This is a genomic window from Pseudomonas sp. R3-56 (assembly GCF_051132075.1).
In the GTDB taxonomy this organism is placed as follows: domain Bacteria; phylum Pseudomonadota; class Gammaproteobacteria; order Pseudomonadales; family Pseudomonadaceae; genus Aquipseudomonas.
Genome location: NZ_CP071657.1, coordinates 2,631,878 through 2,652,402, shown reverse-complemented (window position 1 = coordinate 2,652,402; position 20,525 = coordinate 2,631,878). Strand labels below are relative to the sequence as shown.

Genomic DNA, 20,525 nt, shown 5'->3' with positions numbered 1-20,525 from the left:
TCGTCTCGCCACAAGCGCAAGGCACGCAGTCCTGCGTGCGTCGCATCACCGAATCTGTCTTTTGCAGGAGCAACTATGACCCGTCCAAAAAACACCACGCCGCCGCCGGTTATCGAGGCTTCGCGGATTCGTGAAGGGCTGCCGTTTCCGCTTGGCGCGACCTGGGATGGCCTGGGGGTCAATTTTGCGTTGTTCTCAGCCAACGCCACCAAGGTCGAACTGTGTATTTTTGATGACACCGGCGAAGTCGAACTCGAACGCATCGAGTTGCCGGAGTACACCGACGAGATTTACCACGGCTATCTGCCCGATGCCCATCCGGGGCTGATCTACGGCTACCGTGTCTATGGCCCTTACGATCCGGAGAATGGCCACCGCTTCAACCCCAACAAGCTGCTCATCGATCCCTACGCGAAACAGCTGGTGGGAGAGCTGAAATGGTCCGAGGCCTTGTTCGGCTACACCATCGGTCACCCTGACGGCGACCTCAGTTTCGATGAACGCGACAGCGCCCCTTTCGTGCCCAAGTGCAAGGTTATCGACCCGGCCCACACCTGGGGCAACGACCATCGCGTCAGCGTGCCGTGGGACAAGACCATCCTCTACGAGACCCATGTGCGCGGCATCACCATGCGCCATCCCGCGGTGCCTGAGAACCTGCGTGGCACCTTCGGCGGCCTGATGGTCGACGATGTACTCGAACATATCCGCAAGCTGGGGGTTTCTTCGGTCGAACTGATGCCCGTCCATGCGTTCGTCAATGACCAGCACCTGCTGCACAAAGGCATGACCAATTACTGGGGCTACAACAGCATCGCCTTTTTCGCCCCGGACCCGCGTTACCTGGCCAGCGGCAAGATCGCCGAGTTCAAGGAAATGGTCGCGCACATGCACGAGGCCAATCTTGAAGTGATTCTCGACGTGGTCTACAACCACACCGCCGAGGGCAACGAACAGGGCCCGACCCTGTCCATGCGCGGGATCGACAATGCCTCGTACTACCGGCTCATGCCCGACGACAAGCGCTATTACATCAACGACTCGGGCACCGGCAACACCCTCGACCTGAGCCACCCGTGCGTGCTGCAGATGGTCACCGACTCCCTGCGCTACTGGGCCACGGAAATGCACGTCGATGGCTTCCGCTTCGACCTGGCGACGATCCTGGGTCGTTACCATGACGGTTTCGATGAGCGCCACAGCTTCCTCGTCGCCTGTCGCCAGGATCCGGTGCTGCGCCAGGTGAAACTGATCGCCGAGCCTTGGGATTGCGGGCCTGGAGGTTACCAGGTCGGAGGGTTCCCGCCGGGCTGGGTCGAATGGAACGACAAGTTCCGCGATACCGTGCGCGCCTTCTGGAAAGGCGACGACGGCCAACTCGCCGACTTCGCCAGCCGCATGACCGCTTCGGGCGAAATGTTCAACCAGCGCGGTCGACGCCCTTATGCCTCGGTGAACTTCGTCACCGCCCACGACGGTTTTACCTTGCACGACCTGGTGTCGTACAACGACAAGCACAACGAAGCCAACGACGAAAACAACCAGGACGGCAGCAACAACAACCTGTCCTGGAACCATGGCGTCGAAGGTCCGACGGATGATCCCGAGATCAACGCGCTGCGCCACCGGCAGATGCGTAACTTCTTCGCAACGCTGTTGCTCGCCCAAGGCACGCCGATGATCGTCGCGGGCGACGAGTTCGCCCGCACCCAGCATGGCAACAACAATGCCTATTGCCAGGACAGCGAGATCGGCTGGGTCAACTGGGACCTGAGCGAGGATGGCGCGGCGCTGCTCAAGTTCGTCAAGCGTCTGATCAAGCTGCGTCTGACTTACCCGATCCTGCGGCGCGGACGCTTCCTGGTGGGCAATTACAACGAGGACATCGGCGTCAAGGATGTCACCTGGTTGGCCCCGGATGGCAACGAGATGACCATTGAACACTGGCAGGACGGCCAGAACCGCTGCCTGGGCATGCTGATGGACGGGCGCGCCCAGGAAACCGGTATCCGCCGCAAGGGGGCCGACGCTACCTTGTTGCTGGTCGTCAACGCACACCATGACATCGTCAACTTCCGCTTGCCGGAAGTGCCGGAAGGCAGTTTCTGGACGTGCATGGTGGACACCAACCAGCCGACGGTGCGCGGCCAGGAGCGCTTCGATTTTGATGCCGAGTACTCCGTGACCGGCCGCTCGTTGCTGTTGTTCGAGCTGCAACGCGACGAAGAGGAATAAGACGGCAAATCGACAAAACCGCAGGGACGCGGTTTTTCTGGTCGCTCACACGACGCAGTTCGAATAAAAAAAAGCGGATCAGATACGCAATCTGACGCGACGAAACCGCCAGCATAGTCAATACTTCGCGTACGGCGGTTCCAGGACTCGGAGCGCCGCGAATCACAGTCAGCCCTGCGGGGCGACGCCGGGCAGTCGGTCCGGTGCATGACTGAACGATTGAACAGCACAAGGACGTAGCCTCTATGAAACCCGCCTCCCGCTTGCAAGGCCGGCAGCATCCCCAGATATGGAACAGCGCGCCGCAACTGGCCGACATTCCCATCATCAGCACCCAGACACTTATACCCGCCGGCTCCCGCGCGGTCATCCTTGCCCCGCACCCGGGCGACGAGGTCGGTGCCTGCGGCGGACTGCTCCAGTTGTTGAGCAACCTGGACCATCCCATGCTACTGATCTCCGTCACCGACGGCAGCCTCGGCCACCCGGGTTCGCCATTATGGAACGATGAGCGGCTGCGCACGTTCCGCCCCCACCCCCAGGAAAGCGTCGACGCCCTTCATCGCCTGGGTGTGCCGCCCAACGGCCTGCAATGGGTGCGCGGCGGCTTTCCAGAAAAGAGCCTGGCCGAGCACGAGGAGCCACTGGCTGCGTTCATCGGTCATCATCTTCGCCCCGGTGACGTGGTATTCAGCACTTGGCGCCAGGACGGCGACAGCGATCACGACACTGTCGGACGCGCCGGGGCCCAGGCAGTCGAAGCGATCGGCGCGGTGTTCAACGAACTGCCGGTATGGGCATGGCATTGGCACGTCCGCGAACAGAAGAGGATCCCCTGGCATCGAGCTCGCAAACTGCGTCTGGATGTCTGGACCACCGCTCGCAAGCGCCACGCCATGCATGCTTACTCCAGCCAGCTCAACGGTGAACCGGCCAGCGGTATCGCACCGCTGGTACCGCGGGTGATTCTCGACCGCATGGGCATGCCGTACGAAATTGTTTTCATCTGATCAGTTCCCAGTGTTCATGGGTTCGCGGCACACAATCTTGTGGGAGCGAGCTTGCTCGCGATGACGGGCTGACGGTTGGCAGGGATTGTTGGGTACATATCCTTTGCTGCGGTGATGGCCACTTAGGGTTCCGCCCTTACGGCGGCTCACTTTTGGAAGAGCGCCAAAAGTAAGCAAAAACGCTTTGCCCCACCACTCGGCACCTCGCCTGGGCTCGGTGTGCCCTCACTCCGGCATTGCTCCGTGGGCCCGCCGCGAAGGGCCATCCATGGCCCAGCGCGGCTATCCCGGCATCCATGCCGGGATGCCCACTGCGCAATGCCTGCGTTCGGCCAGCGTGGCTAACGGGGCGCCCCAGATCAAGATCAAGATCAAGATCAAGATCAAGGTCAAGGTCAAGGTCAAGGTCTAAAGCGATGCTCCGGATGGCGCAGCTCCACTGTGGGAGCGGGCCTGCCCGCGAAGAGGCCGGTCCATTCAGCATCTTCATCGCCTGAAACACCGCCATCGCGAGCAAGCCCGCTCCCACAGGATTTTGTGTTGTGCCTGGAGCTCCGGATGGCGCAGCTCCACTGTGGGAGCGAGCCTGCTCGCGAAGAGGCCAGTCCATTCAGCATCTTCATCGCCTGAAACACCGCCATCGCGAGCAGGCTCGCTCCCACAGGATTTTGTGTTGTGCCTGGGTGCTCCGGATGGCGCGGACTCCACATTCAACAATTCCGGAACTGCCGCAGCCGCCGTCAGTCGCATGAACACATATGTCTGATTCAGGAGCGAACGTGACTGGCGATTCCAACTGGCAGGCCGAGCAACCCGCGGCGGCGGATGCATCTGCGGCGGTTCATCGGCTGCAGGTCCTGACGGTCAATACGCATAAGGGGTTTACCGCCCTCAACCGCCGCTTCATCCTGCCCGAACTGCGCGAAGCGGTACGCAGCACGGGAGCCGACCTGGTATTTCTCCAGGAAGTGCTGGGTGAACACGACCGCCACGCGTCACGCTATGACAATTGGCCCCAGACCTCGCAGTACGAGTTCCTCGCCGACAGCATGTGGAGCGATTTCGCCTATGGCCGGAACGCGGTCTACCCCGACGGCCACCATGGCAATGCCCTGCTCTCAAAATATCCAATCCGCCAGTTCCGCAATCTCGACGTGTCCATCACCGGCCCGGAGCGGCGCGGGTTGCTGCACTGTGTACTGGACGTGCCAGGGCACGCCGAAGTCCATGGGATCTGCGTTCACCTGAGCCTGCTCGAAAGCCATCGCCAACTGCAGCTTCAATTGCTCTGCAAGCTACTCGATTCGCTGCCCGAAAACGCGCCCGTCATCATTGCGGGGGATTTTAATGACTGGCAGTTGCGCGGCAACATCACCCTCGCCCGCCGCCGCTACCTGCACGAAGCCTTCGAACACCACCATGGCCGCCCGGCCAGGACCTATCCGGCGCGTTTTCCCCTGCTGCGCCTGGACCGCATCTATCTGCGCAACGCCACCAGCCATGCTCCGCAGATTCTCGGCAACCGACCTTGGACACACTTGAGTGACCATTTGCCGCTGTCGGTAGAGGTGCACCTGTAGCCACGGTCACCGACGCTGACCTGTAAGATCTGACAGTAGCGACCCTCATCGTCCGTTGTTAGCGTGCCCCACATACAGCAAGCGTTGCCAGGCCCGTGAGCCTTCTGTAGAGCAACCGAGGCTGGATTGCGGCATGCCACGGATGCCGATGCTGAGGGAAAGCAGATGAGCTTGCGCAATCATGGCGTCAACCGGCTGTTCAATGCCTTGTGGCTGACTACACCGCTGTTGCTGGACGCATCGCCCGTCATGGCGGCATGCACCCTGACGCCGACGGCAGGCAATGACAGTTATGTCTGCGACAGCGGCACCAGCCCCGGATTGAGCGACCTGTCGGGAGATAACCGCCTGACGATGCCGGCCCATGGCAGCGGTGTGATCCAGGGAGACATCACCTTCGGCGCCGGAGCCGATTACGTCGAGGTCAATCCCGACGGCATCGTGGCAGGGGACGTGCGACAAGGCTCGGGCACCGATGATTTTGTCATGCGCGGCGGCAGCATCCAGTCACTGGCCCAGGGCGATGGGCTCGATACGTTCCTGATGACCGGCGGCACCATCGTCGGCGCGTTCGAAGACGGAGACCAAGCGACAATGACCGGCGGCACCATCGGCCGGGTCGACATGAAACTCGACGATAATATTTTCGACATGTCAGGTGGGCAGATTCTTGGCAATCTGGTGACCGGCTTTGGTCGGGACACCATTATAGTTAGTGCGGGACGCATCGGCGGAAACGTCAGTGTCAGTGGCGGTGACGACCGTATTGCCGTGAGCGGGGGCGAGATCGTCGGCGAGGTTCGAGCCAGTTTCGGTAATGACCAGTTGCAGTGGAGCGGCGGCCTCATCCGTTCCGCCATCCTGATGGGCGAAGGCAACGACACGGCGCTGTTGAGCAACCTGGATAAAACCCTGTTCGCCACCACACCCAGCCTGGATGGGGGGTTGGGCCAGGACACACTGGCTTTTGTGGCCAGCACGACCGGCGATGGCGCCCGTTACCTCAACTGGGAATCGGTCAGCCTCACCCAAGGCTCGCGCCTGGACTTGGGCGACACGCTGGTCTTGGGCGACGGTATCACCGGCACCGGCACGCTGAACATCGACGCAAGCAGCCTGTTGACGACCAGCCAGGGCAGCATTCGCCCGTTCACTGCTGGCCAGATGGCGACGCTTGAAAATGCCGGAACCATCGACCTCGGCGCAGGCAACACCCGCACCAGCGACACCCTTACCGTACAAGGCAACTACGTCGGCAATGGCGGCCAGTTGCGCCTGCAGACGCTGCTCGGTGCTGACGACTCGCCGAGCGACAAGCTGATAGTCAACGCCGGCACGCTCGGCGGCAGCACGGCCATCACCGTCACGAACATCGGCGGTGCAGGTGCCTTGACTGCCCGCGACGGCATCGAGCTGGTCCAGGCTCAGGGCGGCGCCGTCAGCGACAGCGGGGCTTTTTCACTGGCGCGTTCGGTGTCGGCCGGCGCGTTTGATTACCGTTTGTTCAAGGGCGGCGTGACCGGTAATGAAAACAGCTGGTATCTGCGCTCGACCGTGGTCGCCGGTCCGATCGCCGTGGCCAGCCCCACGCTGCCGGCCTTGCCCGTCGCCGTGCCGGGCGCAGCGCCCATTGCGCTGTACCGTCCGGAAGTACCCGTCTGGTCGGCGTTGCCTCCCGTCGCCGCCCAACTGACCCTGATGGCCCTGGGCACGTTCCATGATCGCCAGGGCGACCAACGCCTGCTGACGGAAACCGGCGCCTTCGGGGCCGGTTGGGGCCGAGTCTACGGCAAGGACCTCGATCAGACCTGGGCCGGCACGGTGACACCGAGGTTCGACGGCTCCATCAAGGGCTTCCAGGTGGGCAACGACCTTTACAGCGCGCCGGTCTTCGACGGCCAGACCCAGCGCATCGGTTTTTTCGTTGGCCATAGCGAATTGAACGGCAACGTCGACGGCTACAACCTGGGGTTCGAAGGGCGGCGCGCCGGCAAGGTTGAACTCGACGGCGACAGTTATGGCTTGTACTGGACGCTGACCGCTCCCTCCGGTGGTTACATCGACACGGTGGTCATGGGCACCCGGTTGAATGGGGACAACCGCTCCGAACGCGGACTCAAGCTGGATAATCGCGGGCATGCGCTGACCCTTTCGGCGGAAGCCGGCTACCCATTTGCCGTGGGCAGTGGCTGGGTCGTCGAGCCACAGGCACAGATCATCCATCAGAAAATCTCCCTGGACACCCAGGATGATGGGATTTCCAGAGTCGAATTCGATTCCGACAGCGCCTGGACCGGCCGGCTCGGTGCCCGTCTCAAGGGTCGCTACCTGATCAGCGACACGCCGGTAGAGCCGTACCTGAGGGCCAATGTCTGGCACACGTTTTCCGGCACCGACACGGTGACATTCGACGACGCCCAACGGATCGAGACCCAACAACGCAGCTCAACCGCCGACCTGGGCGCGGGCGTCATCGTCAGCCTTGCGCCTACGGTCAGCGCCTACGCCGGGGTGGACTACGGCAATAACCTCGACAGCAACCAGCAACGCAGCGTGGCCGGAAATGTCGGCGTGCGAATCAGTTGGTGATCGAAGATGGCGACTAATTGACGCCTGATAAGAGTCAAAAATAACCAACTGTAATCAGCCATTTACTGGCCACTGATTTCAGCGTGCCACTGGTCGGCCATTTTCTTGACGCACCCGCATCAGTCCTCTTGACTACAACGTACTACCCCCGGAAACACAGTCAGGGGCAGGCCTCTGGAACCCCGTTACGACGGGCTGCCAGAGGCTTGCCCCAACCCATTCGGTCGCCCCTCATTCGGGGTAGGAGAGACGCCCTGAGCGAGAGATACATGCGATTGCAAGGCAGGCCCCCATGAAAACGTCCCAGCGCCCCCAAGCTCTTCAAGCTACCCTCTGCACCGTCTCCACTTCGTTATTGCTGTGCTCCTCCATGGAGCTCCAGGCCGAGCCCGCCGGGCGGCCGGCTTCCCTTTGGTATGACCGAATGCCAGCCGACGGCCAGACGGACAACGACGCCGTAACGGGCAGGAGCCCCGCCCTGCTTACCCTGTGAAACGACAGCGGTCACACCCAACGGATGGGTTTGATCAGCGCTCGACACCAGATCACTGCCAACCATGGCGGACTGCTGGTGACACCGGCCATGAGCGACTCCGGCAAGGATGCGCTGAACCTGCAGGGCCCCAGCCTCGGCGCCTACTGGAGCCTGACCGGTCCGACAGGCTGGCACCTGGATTTGAGCGCGAGCGGCGGACGCGCCAATGGTTACAGCCTGACCGAACAAGGCCAGCGCCAGGCCACCGAGGGCAACGCCGTCACGCTGTCGGTCGAGGGCGGATTTCCCATCGGCATCAGCGATAACTGGATCGTCGAACCCCAGGCCCAACTGATCAACCAGCGCATCACACTCGACACACCGAATGCCGGCAATGGCAACAACAAACTCAACAGCTGGAGCGGCCGCGTCGGCGCCCAACTCAAAGGTACGTACCAGGTCAACGGCCTGGGCGTGGAGCCTTACGTGCGCACGAACCTGTGGCACACGGTCCAGAGCGCCGACACCCTGAGCCTGGACAAGGTCGAAAAAATCAGCAGCAGCCGCAAGGCTTCTACCGTTGAGGTGGGCCTGGGGCTGGTGGCCCGGGTGACGCCGGTGGTAAGCCTTTATGTCAGCGCTGACTACAGCAGCGACGTCGACGACAACGACCTCAATGGCGTCATTGCCAGCCTCGGCGTGCGGATGCGCTGGTAAGTGCTCGCCGTTCAAAGCCGCTCCCTCGTGGCGAGAAACCGGCATCTTCGCCACGCGGGCATTGCGCTCGGCGGAGTGAATGGCATGGCCTCGCGTCCCGGCACACTTAAAAAACACCTCCATTAAGGCGTATAACGCTAAAAGCGATTCATGCCTGCCGCAGCCCATGGCTCATTTCATTGATGGAGTAACGACATGACCACAGCCAACTTCCTCGCCAATCTGTTCCCCGGTGCCGCCGACATCCCGCCAGCCTACCGCCTCGAAGGCCAGGTGGAGCAGCGTGAATACCTGGTCGATGGCGTCCTGAAGACCTGGCAGGGTCCGCTCGCCACGGTGCGCAGCCCGGTGTACCTGGCCGGCGCCGATGGCGATGAGCAGGTCATTCTCGGCAGCACGCCATTGCTGGATGCCGAGACCGCCCTCACGGCCCTTGACGCTGCCGTCCGGGCCTATGATCGCGGCCAGGGCCAATGGCCGACCATGCGCGTCGCTGAACGCATCCGTCATGTCGAGACTTTCCTGGCGCGGATGCGCGAACAGCGTGAGGCGGTGGTCAAGCTGCTGATGTGGGAGATCGGCAAAAACCTCAAGGATTCCCAGAAGGAATTCGACCGCACCTGCGACTACATCGTCGACACCATCAATGCCCTCAAGGAACTGGACCGTCGATCCAGCCGCTTCGAGCTGGAACAGGACACCCTCGGACAGATCCGTCGCGTGCCATTGGGCGTGGCCCTGTGCATGGGCCCTTACAACTATCCGCTGAACGAAACCTTCACCACGCTGATTCCGGCGCTGATCATGGGCAACACGGTGGTGTTCAAGCCGGCCAAGCTTGGCGTACTGCTGGTTCGTCCGCTGCTGGAAGCCTTTCGCGACAGCTTCCCCGCCGGCGTGATCAACGTGATCTACGGCAGCGGCCGGGAAACCGTCAGCGCGCTGATGGCCAGCGGCAAGATCGACATATTCGCCTTCATCGGCACCAACAAGGCCGCCAGCGACCTGAAGAAACTCCATCCGCGCCCGCATCGCCTGCGCGCCGCTCTGGGGCTGGACGCGAAAAATCCCGGCCTGGTGCTGCCCGACGTCGACCTGGACAATGCCGTCAGCGAGGCGCTGACCGGTTCGCTGTCCTTCAACGGCCAGCGCTGCACCGCGTTGAAGATCCTCTTCGTCCACGAAGACATCGCTCCGGCGTTCATCGAGAAATTCAACGCAAAGCTTGCTGCGCTGAAACCCGGCATGCCATGGGAAGACGGCGTCGCACTGACGCCATTGCCCGAAGCGGGCAAGGTCGATTACCTGCATTCGCTGGTAGCCGATGCGATCGCCAAGGGTGCCGGCGTCATGAACCAGCACGGCGGCGAATCCCGGGCTTCGTTTTTCTACCCGGCGGTACTCTATCCAGTAAATACCGCCATGCGGGTCTATCACGAAGAACAGTTCGGCCCGGTCGTACCCATCGTGCCGTACCGCGACGTCAATACCGTAATCGATTACGTCCTCGAGTCCGACTTTGGTCAGCAACTGAGCATTTTCGGCACCCACCCGGCCACAGTCGGCAGGCTGGTGGACACCTTCGCCAACCAGGTCGGACGCATCAATATCAACGCCCAATGCCAGCGTGGCCCGGACACCTTCCCGTTCAACGGCCGGAAAAACTCCGCCGAGGGCACATTGTCGGTTCACGACGCACTGCGGACCTTTTCAATCCGCACGCTGGTCGCGACCAAGTTCCAGGACAACAACAAGGCGCTGATCAGCGACATCATTCGTGAGCGGGATTCGAACTTCCTGACCACCGATTACATCTTCTGATCAGCACCGACCCTCAGCTCAGGGCTGGGCGGCGCGACTTGATGCCCCAGCCCTGTTGCATGCCGGCAGCCGCCAGCAGGATCGCCGCCACACCCAGCCATTGCAGCGGCTCGAGGCGATGGCCGAAGGCAAACCAGTCAACGAAGATCGCCGCGATCGGGTAAATAAAGGATAGAGCGCCCGTCACGGCAGTCGGCAAGCGTTGGATCGCGCTGTACAGCAGTACATACATCACGCCGGTGTGAATCATGCCGAGGGTCAGCAGGCTGGCCCAGGCCTCGGGTTGCTGCGGCAAGGCCGAGAAATTCGCCCATGGTGCCAACAAGAGGATACCGGTGGCGACCTGGATCAACGCGATCAAGTGCGGCGGCGTGCCGGTCAGGCGCTTGATGATCAACGCCGCAACGGCATACAGGAATGCCGCCCCCAGCGCCAGGGCGATGCCCACCAGGTAATCCTCGCCTCCCTGCCCCTGCTCGCCGTGGGCGCTGACAATGGCCAGCATCCCGAGAAACGACACCGCCAGCCAGAACAGCTTCTGCGCAGTGATTTTCTCTCCCAGGAACAGCGCGGCCAGCCCCACCAGCATGAAGGGCTGGACGTTGTACACTGCGGTGCCGATGGCGATCGAAGCGCGGGAGTATGAAGCGAACAACAACACCCAGTTACCGACGATCGCAACACCACTGAGCACCGCCAGCAGGAAGGTCGTGCGGGTCAGGATATCCCGGCGCAGGAAACCGAAACCGGCGCAGATCAGCAACAACGTGCCGGCGCCAAACACGCAGCGCCAGAACACCACATCCAGCACCGGCAGACCGGACACCAGCACGAACCAGCCGATGGTTCCGGAAATCAGCATGGCGGCGGTCATTTCGAGCGAACCACGGCGTAGGGTCTTGTCCATCTTCAGCCTCCTTCAGTGAATGGACACAGTATGCCGACCCGCCTGGGTGCTTCTCCATGGTTTGAAAAAGGCTAGAATGGCTTTCGACCTTTTTTATCAAGGCAACTTCGAGTATTTGCCTAACGGAGCGAAAATGACTGACGACATCGACCAGATCCTCATCAGCGCCTTGATGGAAGACTCACGACGTTCCCTGAAGGCCTTGGCGAGCCTGAGCGGCCTTTCATCCCCCAGCGTTGCCGAACGCCTGCGCCGGCTGGAGGAACGTGGCGTGCTCAAGGGTTACACCGTCGAGGTCGATCCAAAGTGCTTTGGTTATCAACTTCAGGCCATCGTGCGCATCCGTCCGTTACCGGGGCAGTTGCAGGAAGTGGAGCGGCAGATCCAGGCCATAGGCGAATTCACCGAATGCGACAAGGTGACAGGGGAAGACTGTTTCATTGCGCGACTGCACGTGCGCTCGATGGAGCAGTTGGATGTGCTGTTGGACAAGCTGAATGTGCTTGCCGAAACCAATACGGCGATCGTCAAGAAGACACCGGTCAAGCGGCGCTTGCCGCCGATGGAGTGAGGGCTTTTGAAGTGACCGCATTTCTGTGGGAGCGAGCCTGCTCGCGAAAGCAATATCACAGTCGATGAAGATGTTGGATATGCTGGCCTCTTCGCGAGCAGGCTCGCTCCCACAGGGCCGATATCCGAGTACAAAAAAACGGCGCCTTCCCTTTCGGGAAAGCGCCGTTTTTTTAATTGAACAGCTCAGGCCATAACAGCCATCACTGCCCTATCAGTCGTCGCGACCCATCAACCCGAACAGCTGCAGCAGGCTGACAAACAGGTTGTAGATCGATACATACAGGCTGACGGTTGCCATGATGTAGTTGCGCTCGCCGCCGTGGATGATGGCGCTGGTCTGGTAGAGGATGCAAACCGACGAGAACAGCACGAAGCCGGCGCTGATCGCCAGTTGCAGGCCGCTGATCTGGAAGAAGAAGCTGGCCACCACCGCACCCAGCAACACGAAGAAACCGGCGGTGATGAAACCGCTCAGGAAGCTCATGTCCTTGCGCGAGATCAGCACGTAGGCCGACAGACCGCCGAACACCAACGCCGTCATGGCGAAAGCCGAGCTGACCACTTCGGCGCCGCCCTGCATGCCCAGGTAGCGGTTGAGGATCGGGCCGAGCAGGAAGCCCATGAAACCGGTCAGGGCGAAGGCCGAAACCAGGCCCCAGGCCGAATCGCGGAGCTTGTTGGTGAGGAAGAAAAGGCCGTAGAAACCGATCAGCACGACAAAGATGTTCGGGTAACCGACACGCATCTGTTGTGCGACGAAGGCCATCACACCGCTGAAAGCAAGCGTGAGAGCCAGCAAGCCATAAGTGTTGCGCAGGACGCGGCTAACCTCTAGCTGCTCAGCCTGCACGCTGTTGTTCACTGCGTAATCCTGTTCGCGCATGGCGACACTCCTCCGGGTTTGAAACATTCAGTGGCAAGGATAATAACAGACGCTCTGTAACAAGCTACGTAGAGAGTTTGACAGTGTGTTTCATTCGGGTATTATGGCGCCCGCAACGCAGTACGGAGGTGTGGCCGAGTGGTTTAAGGCAACGGTCTTGAAAACCGTCGACTGTAACAGGTCCATGAGTTCGAATCCCATCGCCTCCGCCATCTTCTAACGTTAAAGCCCTGATCATTCAGGGCTTTTTCGTGTCTGGCGTTTGAAAAAACAGTGACGGTCTTCACAAAGGAAACAGTGCATGCCATCCCCTACCCCACTCAAGGAAAGTAAAGTGACCAGTAAAACCATCGGTTCGATCGTCGCGGCAATTATCGGCGTGGTCCTGTTATGCGTGTTCTTTGGCAGCTGGTACACGGTTGATGAAACCGAGCGTGGCGTGCTTTTGCGCAACGGCGCCCTGGTTGGGGTGGTTGAACCGGGCCTGTCGTTCAAGACGCCTTTCATCGAGTCGGTCCGCCTGATCAGCACACAGAGCCAGGTGACGTCCTATGACGACCTGCAGGCGTACAGCAAGGACCAGCAATCGGCCGAGCTCAAGGTGTCCGTGTCCTGGCATATCGCGCCTTCCGATGTGGCGAAGGTCTATACCCAGTTCAAGGACCTGGAAGGCATTCGCGACCGGATGATCAGCCGCCAGGTGCCGACTCAGGTGGAAAACGTGTTCGGCAAGTTCAACGCCGTCGCCGCCGTGCAGAACCGCGTGCAACTGGTCAATGATATTTCGGCGGCGATCAAGGCAACGATCACCGGGCCGGTGATCATCGACAGCGTCCAGGTTGAAAACATCGATTTCAGCGACGCCTACGAAAAAGCCATCGAAGCGCGCATGGCCGCTGAAGTGCAGGTCAAGACTCGTGAGCAGCAGCTCGCCACCGAGCAGGTCCAGGCTCAGATTCGGGTGACCCAGGCCCAGGCGGAAGCCGATTCGCAAGTTGCCCAGGCCAAGGCCGACGCGCTGGCCACCGAGCTGCGCGGCAAGGCCGAAGCCGAGGCGATCAAGGCTCGTGCCCAGGCGCTGGCAAGCAACCAGAACCTGGTGGAGCTGACCAAGGCCGAGCGTTGGAACGGTGAACTGCCCACCACCATGCTGCCCAACACTGCGCTGCCCTTCATCGATCTCAACAAGTAATGCCCCTCGGCGCGGCCAGTCCTGGCCGCGCTTCCTCGCAGCGCAGTGTGCCCGGAGCACATCCGTCCGCCTCGTTGGCGCTACACTCTGCTCACTGACGCATCCGACGTTTGAACGTTAGCAGGGAGCTCGACGTGTACCCAGGCCAAAGCAGCTCGACGAAACACCCCGTCTCCCTTATCAAGAAATACAAATGGCCCGCCCTGTTGGCCACCGCGCTGGTTGTGTTTTCAGCCCTGATATTCTTCCTGATCAAGTCCTACACGGGCGACACCGCGACCTTCTTCGAATCACGCGACTTCATTCGTCAGCTCAAACAAGCCGACGCCAACTGGAACGTGAAGATTCTCAGGAAAAAAATAGGCGTCAGCAACAACCTGTCACTCGCTCCGCCAGCCGACGCGCAAAGCCGATGGGAGCAATTGGAGCAACTGAACAGTTCCGGTCCACTGGCTGCACTTTGGGCGTCGAGACGCAACGGCTACATGGACGCGGTCAGGAACAAGACCCTGTTGGTGGAACAGTTCGAGCAGCACAATGCCAATCTGCGCGCCTCTCTGGATGCACTTCCGACAGTAGAGGATGAAATTCAGACGCTGCTGCAACAGATGAAGGATGACGGAGAAATTGCTCGGCTGACGGCAGCCTCCAACGTTCTCGACCTGGCGCTGACCACACTGGAATACGCGCTTTATGTCACCTCGGACAAAGCCAGCGAACTGCAAGAACAGCTAAGCGAACTCGAACATCGGATCGACCAGTTGCCCTCATCCTATCGGCCGGCTTTCACCTCACTGACCCGGCACGTCAAGACCGTCATCCAGGAACAGCCGGTGGTCAACGATCTGCTGGATCGCATCAGCGTCATTCCCGTCGCCCAGGAACTGGACAGCATCAACGAGCTGCTCAACGAAACGCAGCGCAGGACGGCCGCGACCGATCGCAAATATCATATGTACCTGGCCGTCTGCGCCAGTCTGATGGCGCTCTTGATGATCTACCTCGCCGTACGGCTGGTGCGCAGTTCTTCGCTCATCAACCAGATCAACCATGCGCTGCAAACGTCCAACGACAAGCTGGAGCAACGCGTGCAGGAGCGTACGCGCGAGTTGAAGGAGGCCGAGCGTGAGCTGGTGGACGCCGCGCGCATGGCAGGCATGGCCGAGATCGCCACGAACGTGTTGCACAACGTTGGCAATGTCCTCAACAGCGTCAACATCTCAGCCGAGCTGGTGACGCGCAAGTTGAAGAACAGCAAGACGCAAGGGCTGGGCAAAGCGGTAAGGATGATGAATGAACATGCCATGGACCTGGGTCAGTTCATCACCGAGGATGAAAAAGGCAAGTTGTTGCCCCGGTATTTCAATGAACTGGTGGATTCCATCGCCACCGAACAGGGATTGCTGATTGAAGAACTCGCACAACTGACCAAAAGCATCGACCACATCAAGGAGATCGTCACGACTCAGCAGACCTATGCCGGGGCTGCGCGGCTGATCGAGCCGCTGAATGTGGCCGACCTGTTCGAAGATGCATTGCGCATGAATTCGGGGGCGCTCAGCCGACACCAGGTCAGCGTGATCAAGGATTATCAGGATATTCCGGTGATCATGGGCGACAAACATCGCCTGCTGCTGATCCTGATCAATCTGATCAGCAATGCCAAGGCCGCCATGTCCAACGTCGAGCCGCCACGGGAAATGACCCTGGGGGTCCGCATCGTCGACCAGACAACGCTCTGCGTCAGCGTCAGGGATCGTGGCGAAGGGATCGCGCCTGAAAATCAGGCGAGGATCTTCAACCACGGATTCACCACCCGCAAGGATGGCCACGGTTTTGGCCTGCACAGCTGTGCCTTGGCGGCGGTGGAGATGAACGGTCGCCTGCAGGTTCAAAGCGACGGACCGGGGCAAGGCGCCCTGTTCACTCTGGAAATCCCGCTGGAACTGGCAACTTCATGAGACAGGTTGACTTCGCGGCGAGCGTCTACACTCGCCGCGAAGTCAACGGAACGTCTGGTTACCTGACGTTCGCGGACGCAGCGCTGCGGCGTCTCCTGGCGGGCAACGCGGCGGCATAGGCCAACGCTTCCTCGCGCGATGCAAAGGACCCCAACCGATCCGCCTGGGTGCAGACCCTCCAGGGCCCGCTGTTCACGCTGAGCACGTCATAACCGTTGATGTGCATTTTGGTCAGCATCGCAGTACTCATGGTCGTCACCTCCTCAAGAAAACGGGGTTACCGTGCCTACCTTACTCCCGGTGCGCCCATAAGGGCCAACCGAGCGTCGCCACGCTGGCTCGTCAATGCCCGTCAGTCAGGATCGCGCTTCCATAACCAATCCCACAGACCGGGCAGGCGCACCGACTGGGTGGCGTCCTTGAGGGTCCGGGCCATCGCTGCGCGCTCCAGCGCCTGGCGATCGTCATAGAAAGGTTTCGCGTAAGTCTTCAATCCGGTGGCCTGGGCGCTGTCGATCAGGATTTGCAGATACTCCCGCGCATGACGGGCGGTATAGCGGTTGAGGTCATGGAAGGTCACTACCACCGGAATCACTCCATCCACCACAGGCAACTGCCCGGCGGCGATGCGCTCACGCACCTCCGAGAGCTGGCGTAGCAGGTTTATTCGCCGGCGAGGACTCAGGGTAATGCCCCAGACCTTGCCATCGTTGGCGCTCAGGTCAGTCAGCAAAACATGCATGCCATGCCGTTGGTAGGCGGCGAAGGTGCGCTGGTCATAGCTCCAGAATGGCGGCCGGACCAGGGTCGGTGGTGCGCCGGTAACCGCGGCGATGTCGGCTGCACCGTGGGCAAGCGAAAGCTCCAGCTCATCGGGATCGAGGGATCGATGGTTGGTGTGCCAATGGGTAGCCGTGTGAAAACCCAGGACATGCCCCTCGCGCTGCTCACGCTGCAGCACCGAGCGACCGATGTCGCTGCCACCGGCCCGTGGCGCTCGCGTCTGGACAAAAAACAGCGCCTTGATTCCCGGCTGCACCGGATTGTCTGCAAGGGCGTCGAGCACGTCCAGGCTCGGGTTCCAGAAGGGTGAGGCGCTGGGACCGTCATCGAATGTCAGGAGGAAACGGATCGGCGGCTGGACGCGCAAGCGTTGCTCGGTTTGCGCGGTCAGCTCGATGGGCGGGCCGATGCATCCCGACAGGCCGTTGGCAAGCAGCACCACAAGCAGTGACTTGGCGATTTTATTCATGTCCTGCCTTTCCTCAGTGCCAAACCTGCGTCGCCTTCGATCCCTGGCACCGGTGTTGAAGCCGTCCTTGGAGAAGGTTAACCGGGTTTGGTTCCTCACCATAAGCGCCTTCATTGGCGGCGTGTGACACATCTCACGCGGCAGCCCTGCCCGCCCCGGTTTTGACCGTCCGGAAATTCGATGGAATTTTCCGAACGCCTCCGTATCCATCCGTATAGGATCAATTAGGGAGGATTTATGGGCGGTCCATCGCTTTACATCATCGACTACGTGCTCCATGGCGAGCCCAAGTCTTTCATCATTCGTGCAGAAGTGATGAATAACTCCGAAGCTTGGCACTGGGCCAGTTGCGATGCGGGTGTCGGACGTATACCCAAATTCGGCAGGGAAAAAGTCAAGCGGGTCTCCAAACCCATGGCAGAAAAATATGGCATTACCGATGTGCGCTGGCGAGCTTCCGTCGCGCCGTCCTGGGTCAGGGAGTCAGGCTGAAACAGACATGAACACGTCCGGCGTACCGATTGTCCAGTCGTGCGCCGGATATCGACCGATCAGAAATATCTCAACTACGCTTAACTGCAGCATGGCCCGCCGTCACTGGCGGGTTTTGTGCTGCCCCATCCTGACCTTTAACGGAGGTGTGACATGTCTGAAAAAGAGTCCATCACCACCCTGTTGACCTTACTGGAATCGCGCCAGGCGCGTCTGACAGCCGCCTGCAAGGAAATTGCCGACTGGGTCGACCACCAGGGCGGGCACCCCGCCGCCGTACGAATCCGCGACCGACTCAATGATATCGAGAAGGACGCCCCCACGATCCAGAGCGCACTGTCCTCATTGAAGCCCGCGGAACCGCCCCTGCCGAAGTTCCGTTAGCCGTCGCCCCAGGCAGGCCTCCCCCGTTCCATGGTTGAAAAACAATGGAACGAGCACGTTTTTTGCGCCTCGATATCGTTAGGTATCGGTGCAAAATCGTCTTGAAAGGGAGAACATCATGAATGCCAAGGTCCTGCTTCTGATCGCCTGCGCCAGCCCTGCGACTGTCCTGGCGCAAGGTTGTGACGTCATCACCCGGTCCCAGAGCCAAGCGGTGCCGGAAATCGAAACCCGCAGTTGTTATGAGTACAAGGGTGTTCCTGCCGAAGCCATCGGCTGGTCGTGCAGTAACGAAAGCAAAGGCACGCTCAGCACCGAGAAGAAACCCGTCGAACGCTGCGCCGAGGGTTATGTAGCCACCTGCCAGGCGAGGCTGACCCAAGAGGCCCTGGCCAACCCCCGTTCCACCAGCAAGGACCGCAGTGGCAGCTCGGCGAATCTTCCAGACAATGCCCAGGTCACCCGGTACTACTACGGCGCAGAACAGCTTCAGCAAGCGAAAAAGGACTGCGAAACCACCGGCGGCCACTGGAAAAACCGTTGACCGGGGTGGCCCGCATGTCCCGATGTCAGCCCTTGCTGTGCTCGGGCGACGAAGGCGGATTCTTCATGCCTCGCGGCCCGGCCACACCCCAGATAATCAAGCCCAGCACCGGCAGGATGACCAGCAGCAATGCCCAGCCTGCCTTGGTCCCGGCCGATTTGTCGCTGCGAAAGACGCTGACGATCGCCCACAGATCCAATAGCAACACGATTACCGCAACCGCGATCCAGAAATAACTGGCTAGTTCAGACATGGCCTTATCCTCTTGTCAGTCTATGGATTAGGCATGACCGCTGCGGGACCGTTCAAAGAATCTGCCTGTTACCTGCGGCGAAAGGCGATGCGGCTACGCGCGTTCATTCAGATAGGCGACCCATTGCTCATAGGCCTCATGTTGGCGCCGGACGGCCTCATCCCAGGCAGTCCCGGACATTTGATGGACACAGATCAGCGCCATCATTTCTGAGGTCGCTGTGTCGAGCTCGACTAAAAGTTCGTGGGATTTGATTTTGAAGTCTTCAACGGTGGTCATCTCTTCTCGCTCCCCCATTACCGGGACCGGATCGTCCACCCAACATTGATACGTTTTTCCGGCGCTGATTCATTTTTTGCGATGACCGGTCGATGCCGCGCAACACCGACAGCCATTGGTGAAATAAACGCAGCCTTTCATCGCTGCCCACGGTCCCAGCGGTATGAGCCGAAATACTTTTTGAACGCGCGAATGACGCAAGGCTCAAATATTGCAGTTATATTGCAATTCAATGACAGTCGGTGAGTGGGCAAGGTTATGAAAATTCGAGCGACCGTCATCTGTGAAGAGGAGCGCCACATCCTCCTGGTTCGTAAGCCCAAGAGCCGCTGGGCCTTGCCTGGCGGCACCGTCGAGCGTGGCGAGACGCATGCCGATGCTGCCTTGAGAGAACTGGCGGAAGAAACCGGACTGAGCGCCGAAAACCTGCTCTACCTGATGCGGGTCAGCGATGGCGACACCGAACATCACGTCTTTGAGGCTTCGGTCAACGACTCGAAGGACGCCAGGCCGCAGAATGAAATCAGCGACTGCCTGTGGCATCCCTTGGATGCCCTCGCCCAATTGCAGATGAAAAAGGGCATGCGGGAAATACTCGAGGCGTTTCGGCGCAGGTTGTAAAAACCCGGCACAGCGGCCGGGTCCTGTGAAGCCCTTTGCAAACTACTTCGCCCCGCCATTCTGGCGGTTCGTCTGGGCGTCCTGATCGGAACCGGGGTTTCCCGGCGGCGGATTCCAGTCTTCCGGCCTCTCGCCAGTGCCCTGCTTTGGCTCAGACTCAGCTTGTTCAAGACCGGAATCATGACCTTCGCCAGTCTCAGGCGTCTTTTCATCAGGTCCCGGGTATGGCGCTTCCGGACCGTTGTTGTCGATTACCATGATGTGTCTCCCGTTCTGGAGCGCAGGATCTGCGCCTACCTGTGAGAGGGCCCGCTCGGGCAGGAAGTGCTATGGCGTCGACGAGCGGATGAAAAACGGCTGGTCGGCCTGATGCTGCTCACTCTCAATGGAAACGACAGACCCGTGGCGAGGGAGCTTGCTCCCGCTCGGCTGCGAAGCAGTCGTAAACCAGCGGATGCGGTGTGTCTGATGCTCGTTGTTCAGCAGGTTTTGGGGCCGCTTCGCGGCCCAGCGGGAGCAAGCTCCCTCGCCACGGGATTCGTGGTGAACAGCACTGGCTGATCAGCCGGGCGTCTTTTTACGGTTCCCAGAAACGAAAAAGGGCTTGCCTCAGCTTTCGCTCGTAAACTCTTGATCTTGGTGCCCGAAGCCGAAATCGCCAGAATCAACCAATAAGCGCTGGCCGCGCCTCTACTGCCTGAACGTGATTCTGGGTGCGTCCAGCCAGGACGAGTTGGACGAAACGATGGCGGAACAT

At 60.4% G+C, this 20,525-nt stretch carries 20 protein-coding genes, 1 tRNA gene and 1 pseudogene; 15 read left to right on the top strand and 7 right to left on the bottom strand.

Features of this window, described 5'->3' with window-relative positions; genetic code table 11:
* The first annotated feature begins 75 nt into the window (after window positions 1–75).
* The 7 genes and pseudogenes from glgX (at window position 76) to J3P96_RS12050 (ending at window position 10,427) form a co-directional block, all read left to right on the top strand.
* Entirely contained in the window at window positions 76–2,235 is a 2,160-nt protein-coding gene (gene glgX, locus J3P96_RS12080) for a glycogen debranching protein GlgX (RefSeq protein WP_434657356.1), read from the top strand.
* 245 nt (window positions 2,236–2,480) lie between these two features.
* The gene (locus J3P96_RS12075) at window positions 2,481–3,245 is read left to right on the top strand and encodes a PIG-L deacetylase family protein (RefSeq protein WP_434657354.1); all 765 of its coding nucleotides are present in this window, start codon (window positions 2,481–2,483) and stop codon (window positions 3,243–3,245) included.
* Window positions 3,246–3,513: 268 nt separating this feature from the next.
* Complete coding sequence (locus tag J3P96_RS12070) at window positions 3,514–3,657, top strand: hypothetical protein (RefSeq protein ID WP_434657352.1); 144 nt, start codon at window positions 3,514–3,516, stop codon at window positions 3,655–3,657.
* Window positions 3,658–4,024: 367 nt separating this feature from the next.
* A complete protein-coding gene (locus J3P96_RS12065) occupies window positions 4,025–4,825 on the top strand; it encodes an endonuclease/exonuclease/phosphatase family protein (RefSeq protein WP_434657350.1) in 801 nt (266 codons plus the stop codon).
* Window positions 4,826–4,990: 165 nt separating this feature from the next.
* Window positions 4,991–7,414, top strand: coding sequence for an autotransporter outer membrane beta-barrel domain-containing protein (locus J3P96_RS12060; protein WP_434657348.1), 2,424 nt, complete (start codon window positions 4,991–4,993; stop codon window positions 7,412–7,414).
* 292 nt (window positions 7,415–7,706) lie between these two features.
* Window positions 7,707–8,606, top strand: a pseudogene (locus J3P96_RS12055) (autotransporter domain-containing protein).
* A gap of 195 nt (window positions 8,607–8,801) precedes the next feature.
* On the top strand, window positions 8,802–10,427 hold the full coding sequence (locus J3P96_RS12050) for an NADP-dependent glyceraldehyde-3-phosphate dehydrogenase (protein ID WP_434657346.1): 1,626 nt from the start codon (window positions 8,802–8,804) through the stop codon (window positions 10,425–10,427).
* Between the two features lie 13 nt (window positions 10,428–10,440).
* On the opposite strand, the gene J3P96_RS12045 is transcribed toward J3P96_RS12050, so the two are convergent.
* A complete protein-coding gene (locus J3P96_RS12045; RefSeq protein ID WP_434573777.1) occupies window positions 10,441–11,334 on the bottom strand; it encodes a DMT family transporter in 894 nt (297 codons plus the stop codon).
* Between the two features lie 133 nt (window positions 11,335–11,467).
* Here J3P96_RS12045 and J3P96_RS12040 point away from each other — a divergent pair, with 133 nt between their 5' ends.
* A complete protein-coding gene (locus tag J3P96_RS12040) occupies window positions 11,468–11,905 on the top strand; it encodes an Lrp/AsnC family transcriptional regulator (protein WP_434600994.1) in 438 nt (145 codons plus the stop codon).
* 213 nt (window positions 11,906–12,118) lie between these two features.
* Here J3P96_RS12040 and J3P96_RS12035 read toward each other — a convergent pair whose 3' ends face one another.
* Entirely contained in the window at window positions 12,119–12,790 is a 672-nt protein-coding gene (locus tag J3P96_RS12035; protein ID WP_186609995.1) for a Bax inhibitor-1/YccA family protein, read from the bottom strand.
* 124 nt (window positions 12,791–12,914) lie between these two features.
* Here J3P96_RS12035 and J3P96_RS12030 point away from each other — a divergent pair.
* From J3P96_RS12030 to J3P96_RS12020, 3 genes are all read left to right on the top strand, one after another.
* Window positions 12,915–13,002 (top strand) — tRNA-Ser (locus J3P96_RS12030).
* 122 nt (window positions 13,003–13,124) lie between these two features.
* Window positions 13,125–13,982, top strand: coding sequence for an SPFH domain-containing protein (locus J3P96_RS12025; protein WP_305501228.1), 858 nt, complete (start codon window positions 13,125–13,127; stop codon window positions 13,980–13,982).
* 134 nt (window positions 13,983–14,116) lie between these two features.
* Complete coding sequence (locus J3P96_RS12020; protein WP_434657343.1) at window positions 14,117–15,943, top strand: DAHL domain-containing protein; 1,827 nt, start codon at window positions 14,117–14,119, stop codon at window positions 15,941–15,943.
* A 58-nt stretch (window positions 15,944–16,001) separates the two neighbouring features.
* Here the strand turns inward: J3P96_RS12020 and J3P96_RS12015 are convergent, their stop codons facing one another.
* A complete protein-coding gene (locus tag J3P96_RS12015) occupies window positions 16,002–16,193 on the bottom strand; it encodes a DUF2188 domain-containing protein (protein ID WP_305500606.1) in 192 nt (63 codons plus the stop codon).
* 102 nt (window positions 16,194–16,295) lie between these two features.
* Window positions 16,296–17,195, bottom strand: coding sequence for a polysaccharide deacetylase family protein (locus J3P96_RS12010; protein ID WP_434657341.1), 900 nt, complete (start codon window positions 17,193–17,195; stop codon window positions 16,296–16,298).
* Between the two features lie 237 nt (window positions 17,196–17,432).
* Between J3P96_RS12010 and J3P96_RS12005 the strand changes: the two genes are divergently transcribed.
* The 3 genes from J3P96_RS12005 to J3P96_RS11995 all read left to right on the top strand — a co-directional run bounded on the left by J3P96_RS12005 (window position 17,433) and on the right by J3P96_RS11995 (window position 18,615).
* A complete protein-coding gene (locus tag J3P96_RS12005; protein ID WP_305500602.1) occupies window positions 17,433–17,687 on the top strand; it encodes a DUF6555 family protein in 255 nt (84 codons plus the stop codon).
* Between the two features lie 153 nt (window positions 17,688–17,840).
* Complete coding sequence (locus J3P96_RS12000; RefSeq protein ID WP_305500600.1) at window positions 17,841–18,071, top strand: hypothetical protein; 231 nt, start codon at window positions 17,841–17,843, stop codon at window positions 18,069–18,071.
* 118 nt (window positions 18,072–18,189) lie between these two features.
* Window positions 18,190–18,615 carry a hypothetical protein gene (locus J3P96_RS11995; protein WP_434657339.1) on the top strand — a complete coding sequence of 142 codons (426 nt, stop codon included), beginning with the start codon at window positions 18,190–18,192 and terminating at the stop codon, window positions 18,613–18,615.
* Window positions 18,616–18,640: 25 nt separating this feature from the next.
* Here the strand turns inward: J3P96_RS11995 and J3P96_RS11990 are convergent, their stop codons facing one another.
* Together J3P96_RS11990 and J3P96_RS11985 are read right to left on the bottom strand one after the other, a co-directional pair.
* Window positions 18,641–18,868 (bottom strand): PLD nuclease N-terminal domain-containing protein, encoded by a 228-nt coding sequence (locus tag J3P96_RS11990; RefSeq protein WP_434601000.1) that lies wholly within the window; start codon window positions 18,866–18,868, stop codon window positions 18,641–18,643.
* Between the two features lie 93 nt (window positions 18,869–18,961).
* The gene (locus tag J3P96_RS11985) at window positions 18,962–19,147 is read right to left on the bottom strand and encodes a hypothetical protein (protein ID WP_434630485.1); all 186 of its coding nucleotides are present in this window, start codon (window positions 19,145–19,147) and stop codon (window positions 18,962–18,964) included.
* Window positions 19,148–19,405: 258 nt separating this feature from the next.
* Here J3P96_RS11985 and J3P96_RS11980 point away from each other — a divergent pair, with 258 nt between their 5' ends.
* Window positions 19,406–19,768: an NUDIX hydrolase gene (locus J3P96_RS11980; RefSeq protein WP_434657337.1), complete on the top strand. Its 363-nt coding sequence runs from the start codon at window positions 19,406–19,408 to the stop codon at window positions 19,766–19,768.
* A gap of 42 nt (window positions 19,769–19,810) precedes the next feature.
* Here the strand turns inward: J3P96_RS11980 and J3P96_RS11975 are convergent, their stop codons facing one another.
* Window positions 19,811–20,026 (bottom strand): hypothetical protein, encoded by a 216-nt coding sequence (locus J3P96_RS11975; RefSeq protein ID WP_305500591.1) that lies wholly within the window; start codon window positions 20,024–20,026, stop codon window positions 19,811–19,813.
* Window positions 20,027–20,525 lie beyond the last annotated feature (499 nt).

Excerpts from the sequence above, each read along its gene's own strand:
- glgX (WP_434657356.1), top strand. The coding sequence starts at position 76 with ATGACCCGTCCAAAAAACACCACGCCGCCGCCGGTTATCGAGGCTTCG.
- J3P96_RS12075 (WP_434657354.1), top strand. The coding sequence starts at position 2,481 with ATGAAACCCGCCTCCCGCTTGCAAGGCCGGCAGCATCCCCAGATATGG.
- J3P96_RS12070 (WP_434657352.1), top strand. The coding sequence starts at position 3,514 with ATGGCCCAGCGCGGCTATCCCGGCATCCATGCCGGGATGCCCACTGCG.
- J3P96_RS12060 (WP_434657348.1), top strand. The coding sequence starts at position 4,991 with ATGAGCTTGCGCAATCATGGCGTCAACCGGCTGTTCAATGCCTTGTGG.
- J3P96_RS12050 (WP_434657346.1), top strand. The coding sequence starts at position 8,802 with ATGACCACAGCCAACTTCCTCGCCAATCTGTTCCCCGGTGCCGCCGAC.
- J3P96_RS12045 (WP_434573777.1), bottom strand. The coding sequence starts at position 11,334 with ATGGACAAGACCCTACGCCGTGGTTCGCTCGAAATGACCGCCGCCATG.
- J3P96_RS12040 (WP_434600994.1), top strand. The coding sequence starts at position 11,468 with ATGACTGACGACATCGACCAGATCCTCATCAGCGCCTTGATGGAAGAC.
- J3P96_RS12035 (WP_186609995.1), bottom strand. The coding sequence starts at position 12,790 with ATGCGCGAACAGGATTACGCAGTGAACAACAGCGTGCAGGCTGAGCAG.
- J3P96_RS12015 (WP_305500606.1), bottom strand. The coding sequence starts at position 16,193 with ATGAGTACTGCGATGCTGACCAAAATGCACATCAACGGTTATGACGTG.
- J3P96_RS12010 (WP_434657341.1), bottom strand. The coding sequence starts at position 17,195 with ATGAATAAAATCGCCAAGTCACTGCTTGTGGTGCTGCTTGCCAACGGC.
- J3P96_RS12005 (WP_305500602.1), top strand. The coding sequence starts at position 17,433 with ATGGGCGGTCCATCGCTTTACATCATCGACTACGTGCTCCATGGCGAG.
- J3P96_RS12000 (WP_305500600.1), top strand. The coding sequence starts at position 17,841 with ATGTCTGAAAAAGAGTCCATCACCACCCTGTTGACCTTACTGGAATCG.
- J3P96_RS11995 (WP_434657339.1), top strand. The coding sequence starts at position 18,190 with ATGAATGCCAAGGTCCTGCTTCTGATCGCCTGCGCCAGCCCTGCGACT.
- J3P96_RS11990 (WP_434601000.1), bottom strand. The coding sequence starts at position 18,868 with ATGTCTGAACTAGCCAGTTATTTCTGGATCGCGGTTGCGGTAATCGTG.
- J3P96_RS11985 (WP_434630485.1), bottom strand. The coding sequence starts at position 19,147 with ATGACCACCGTTGAAGACTTCAAAATCAAATCCCACGAACTTTTAGTC.
- J3P96_RS11980 (WP_434657337.1), top strand. The coding sequence starts at position 19,406 with ATGAAAATTCGAGCGACCGTCATCTGTGAAGAGGAGCGCCACATCCTC.
- J3P96_RS11975 (WP_305500591.1), bottom strand. The coding sequence starts at position 20,026 with ATGGTAATCGACAACAACGGTCCGGAAGCGCCATACCCGGGACCTGAT.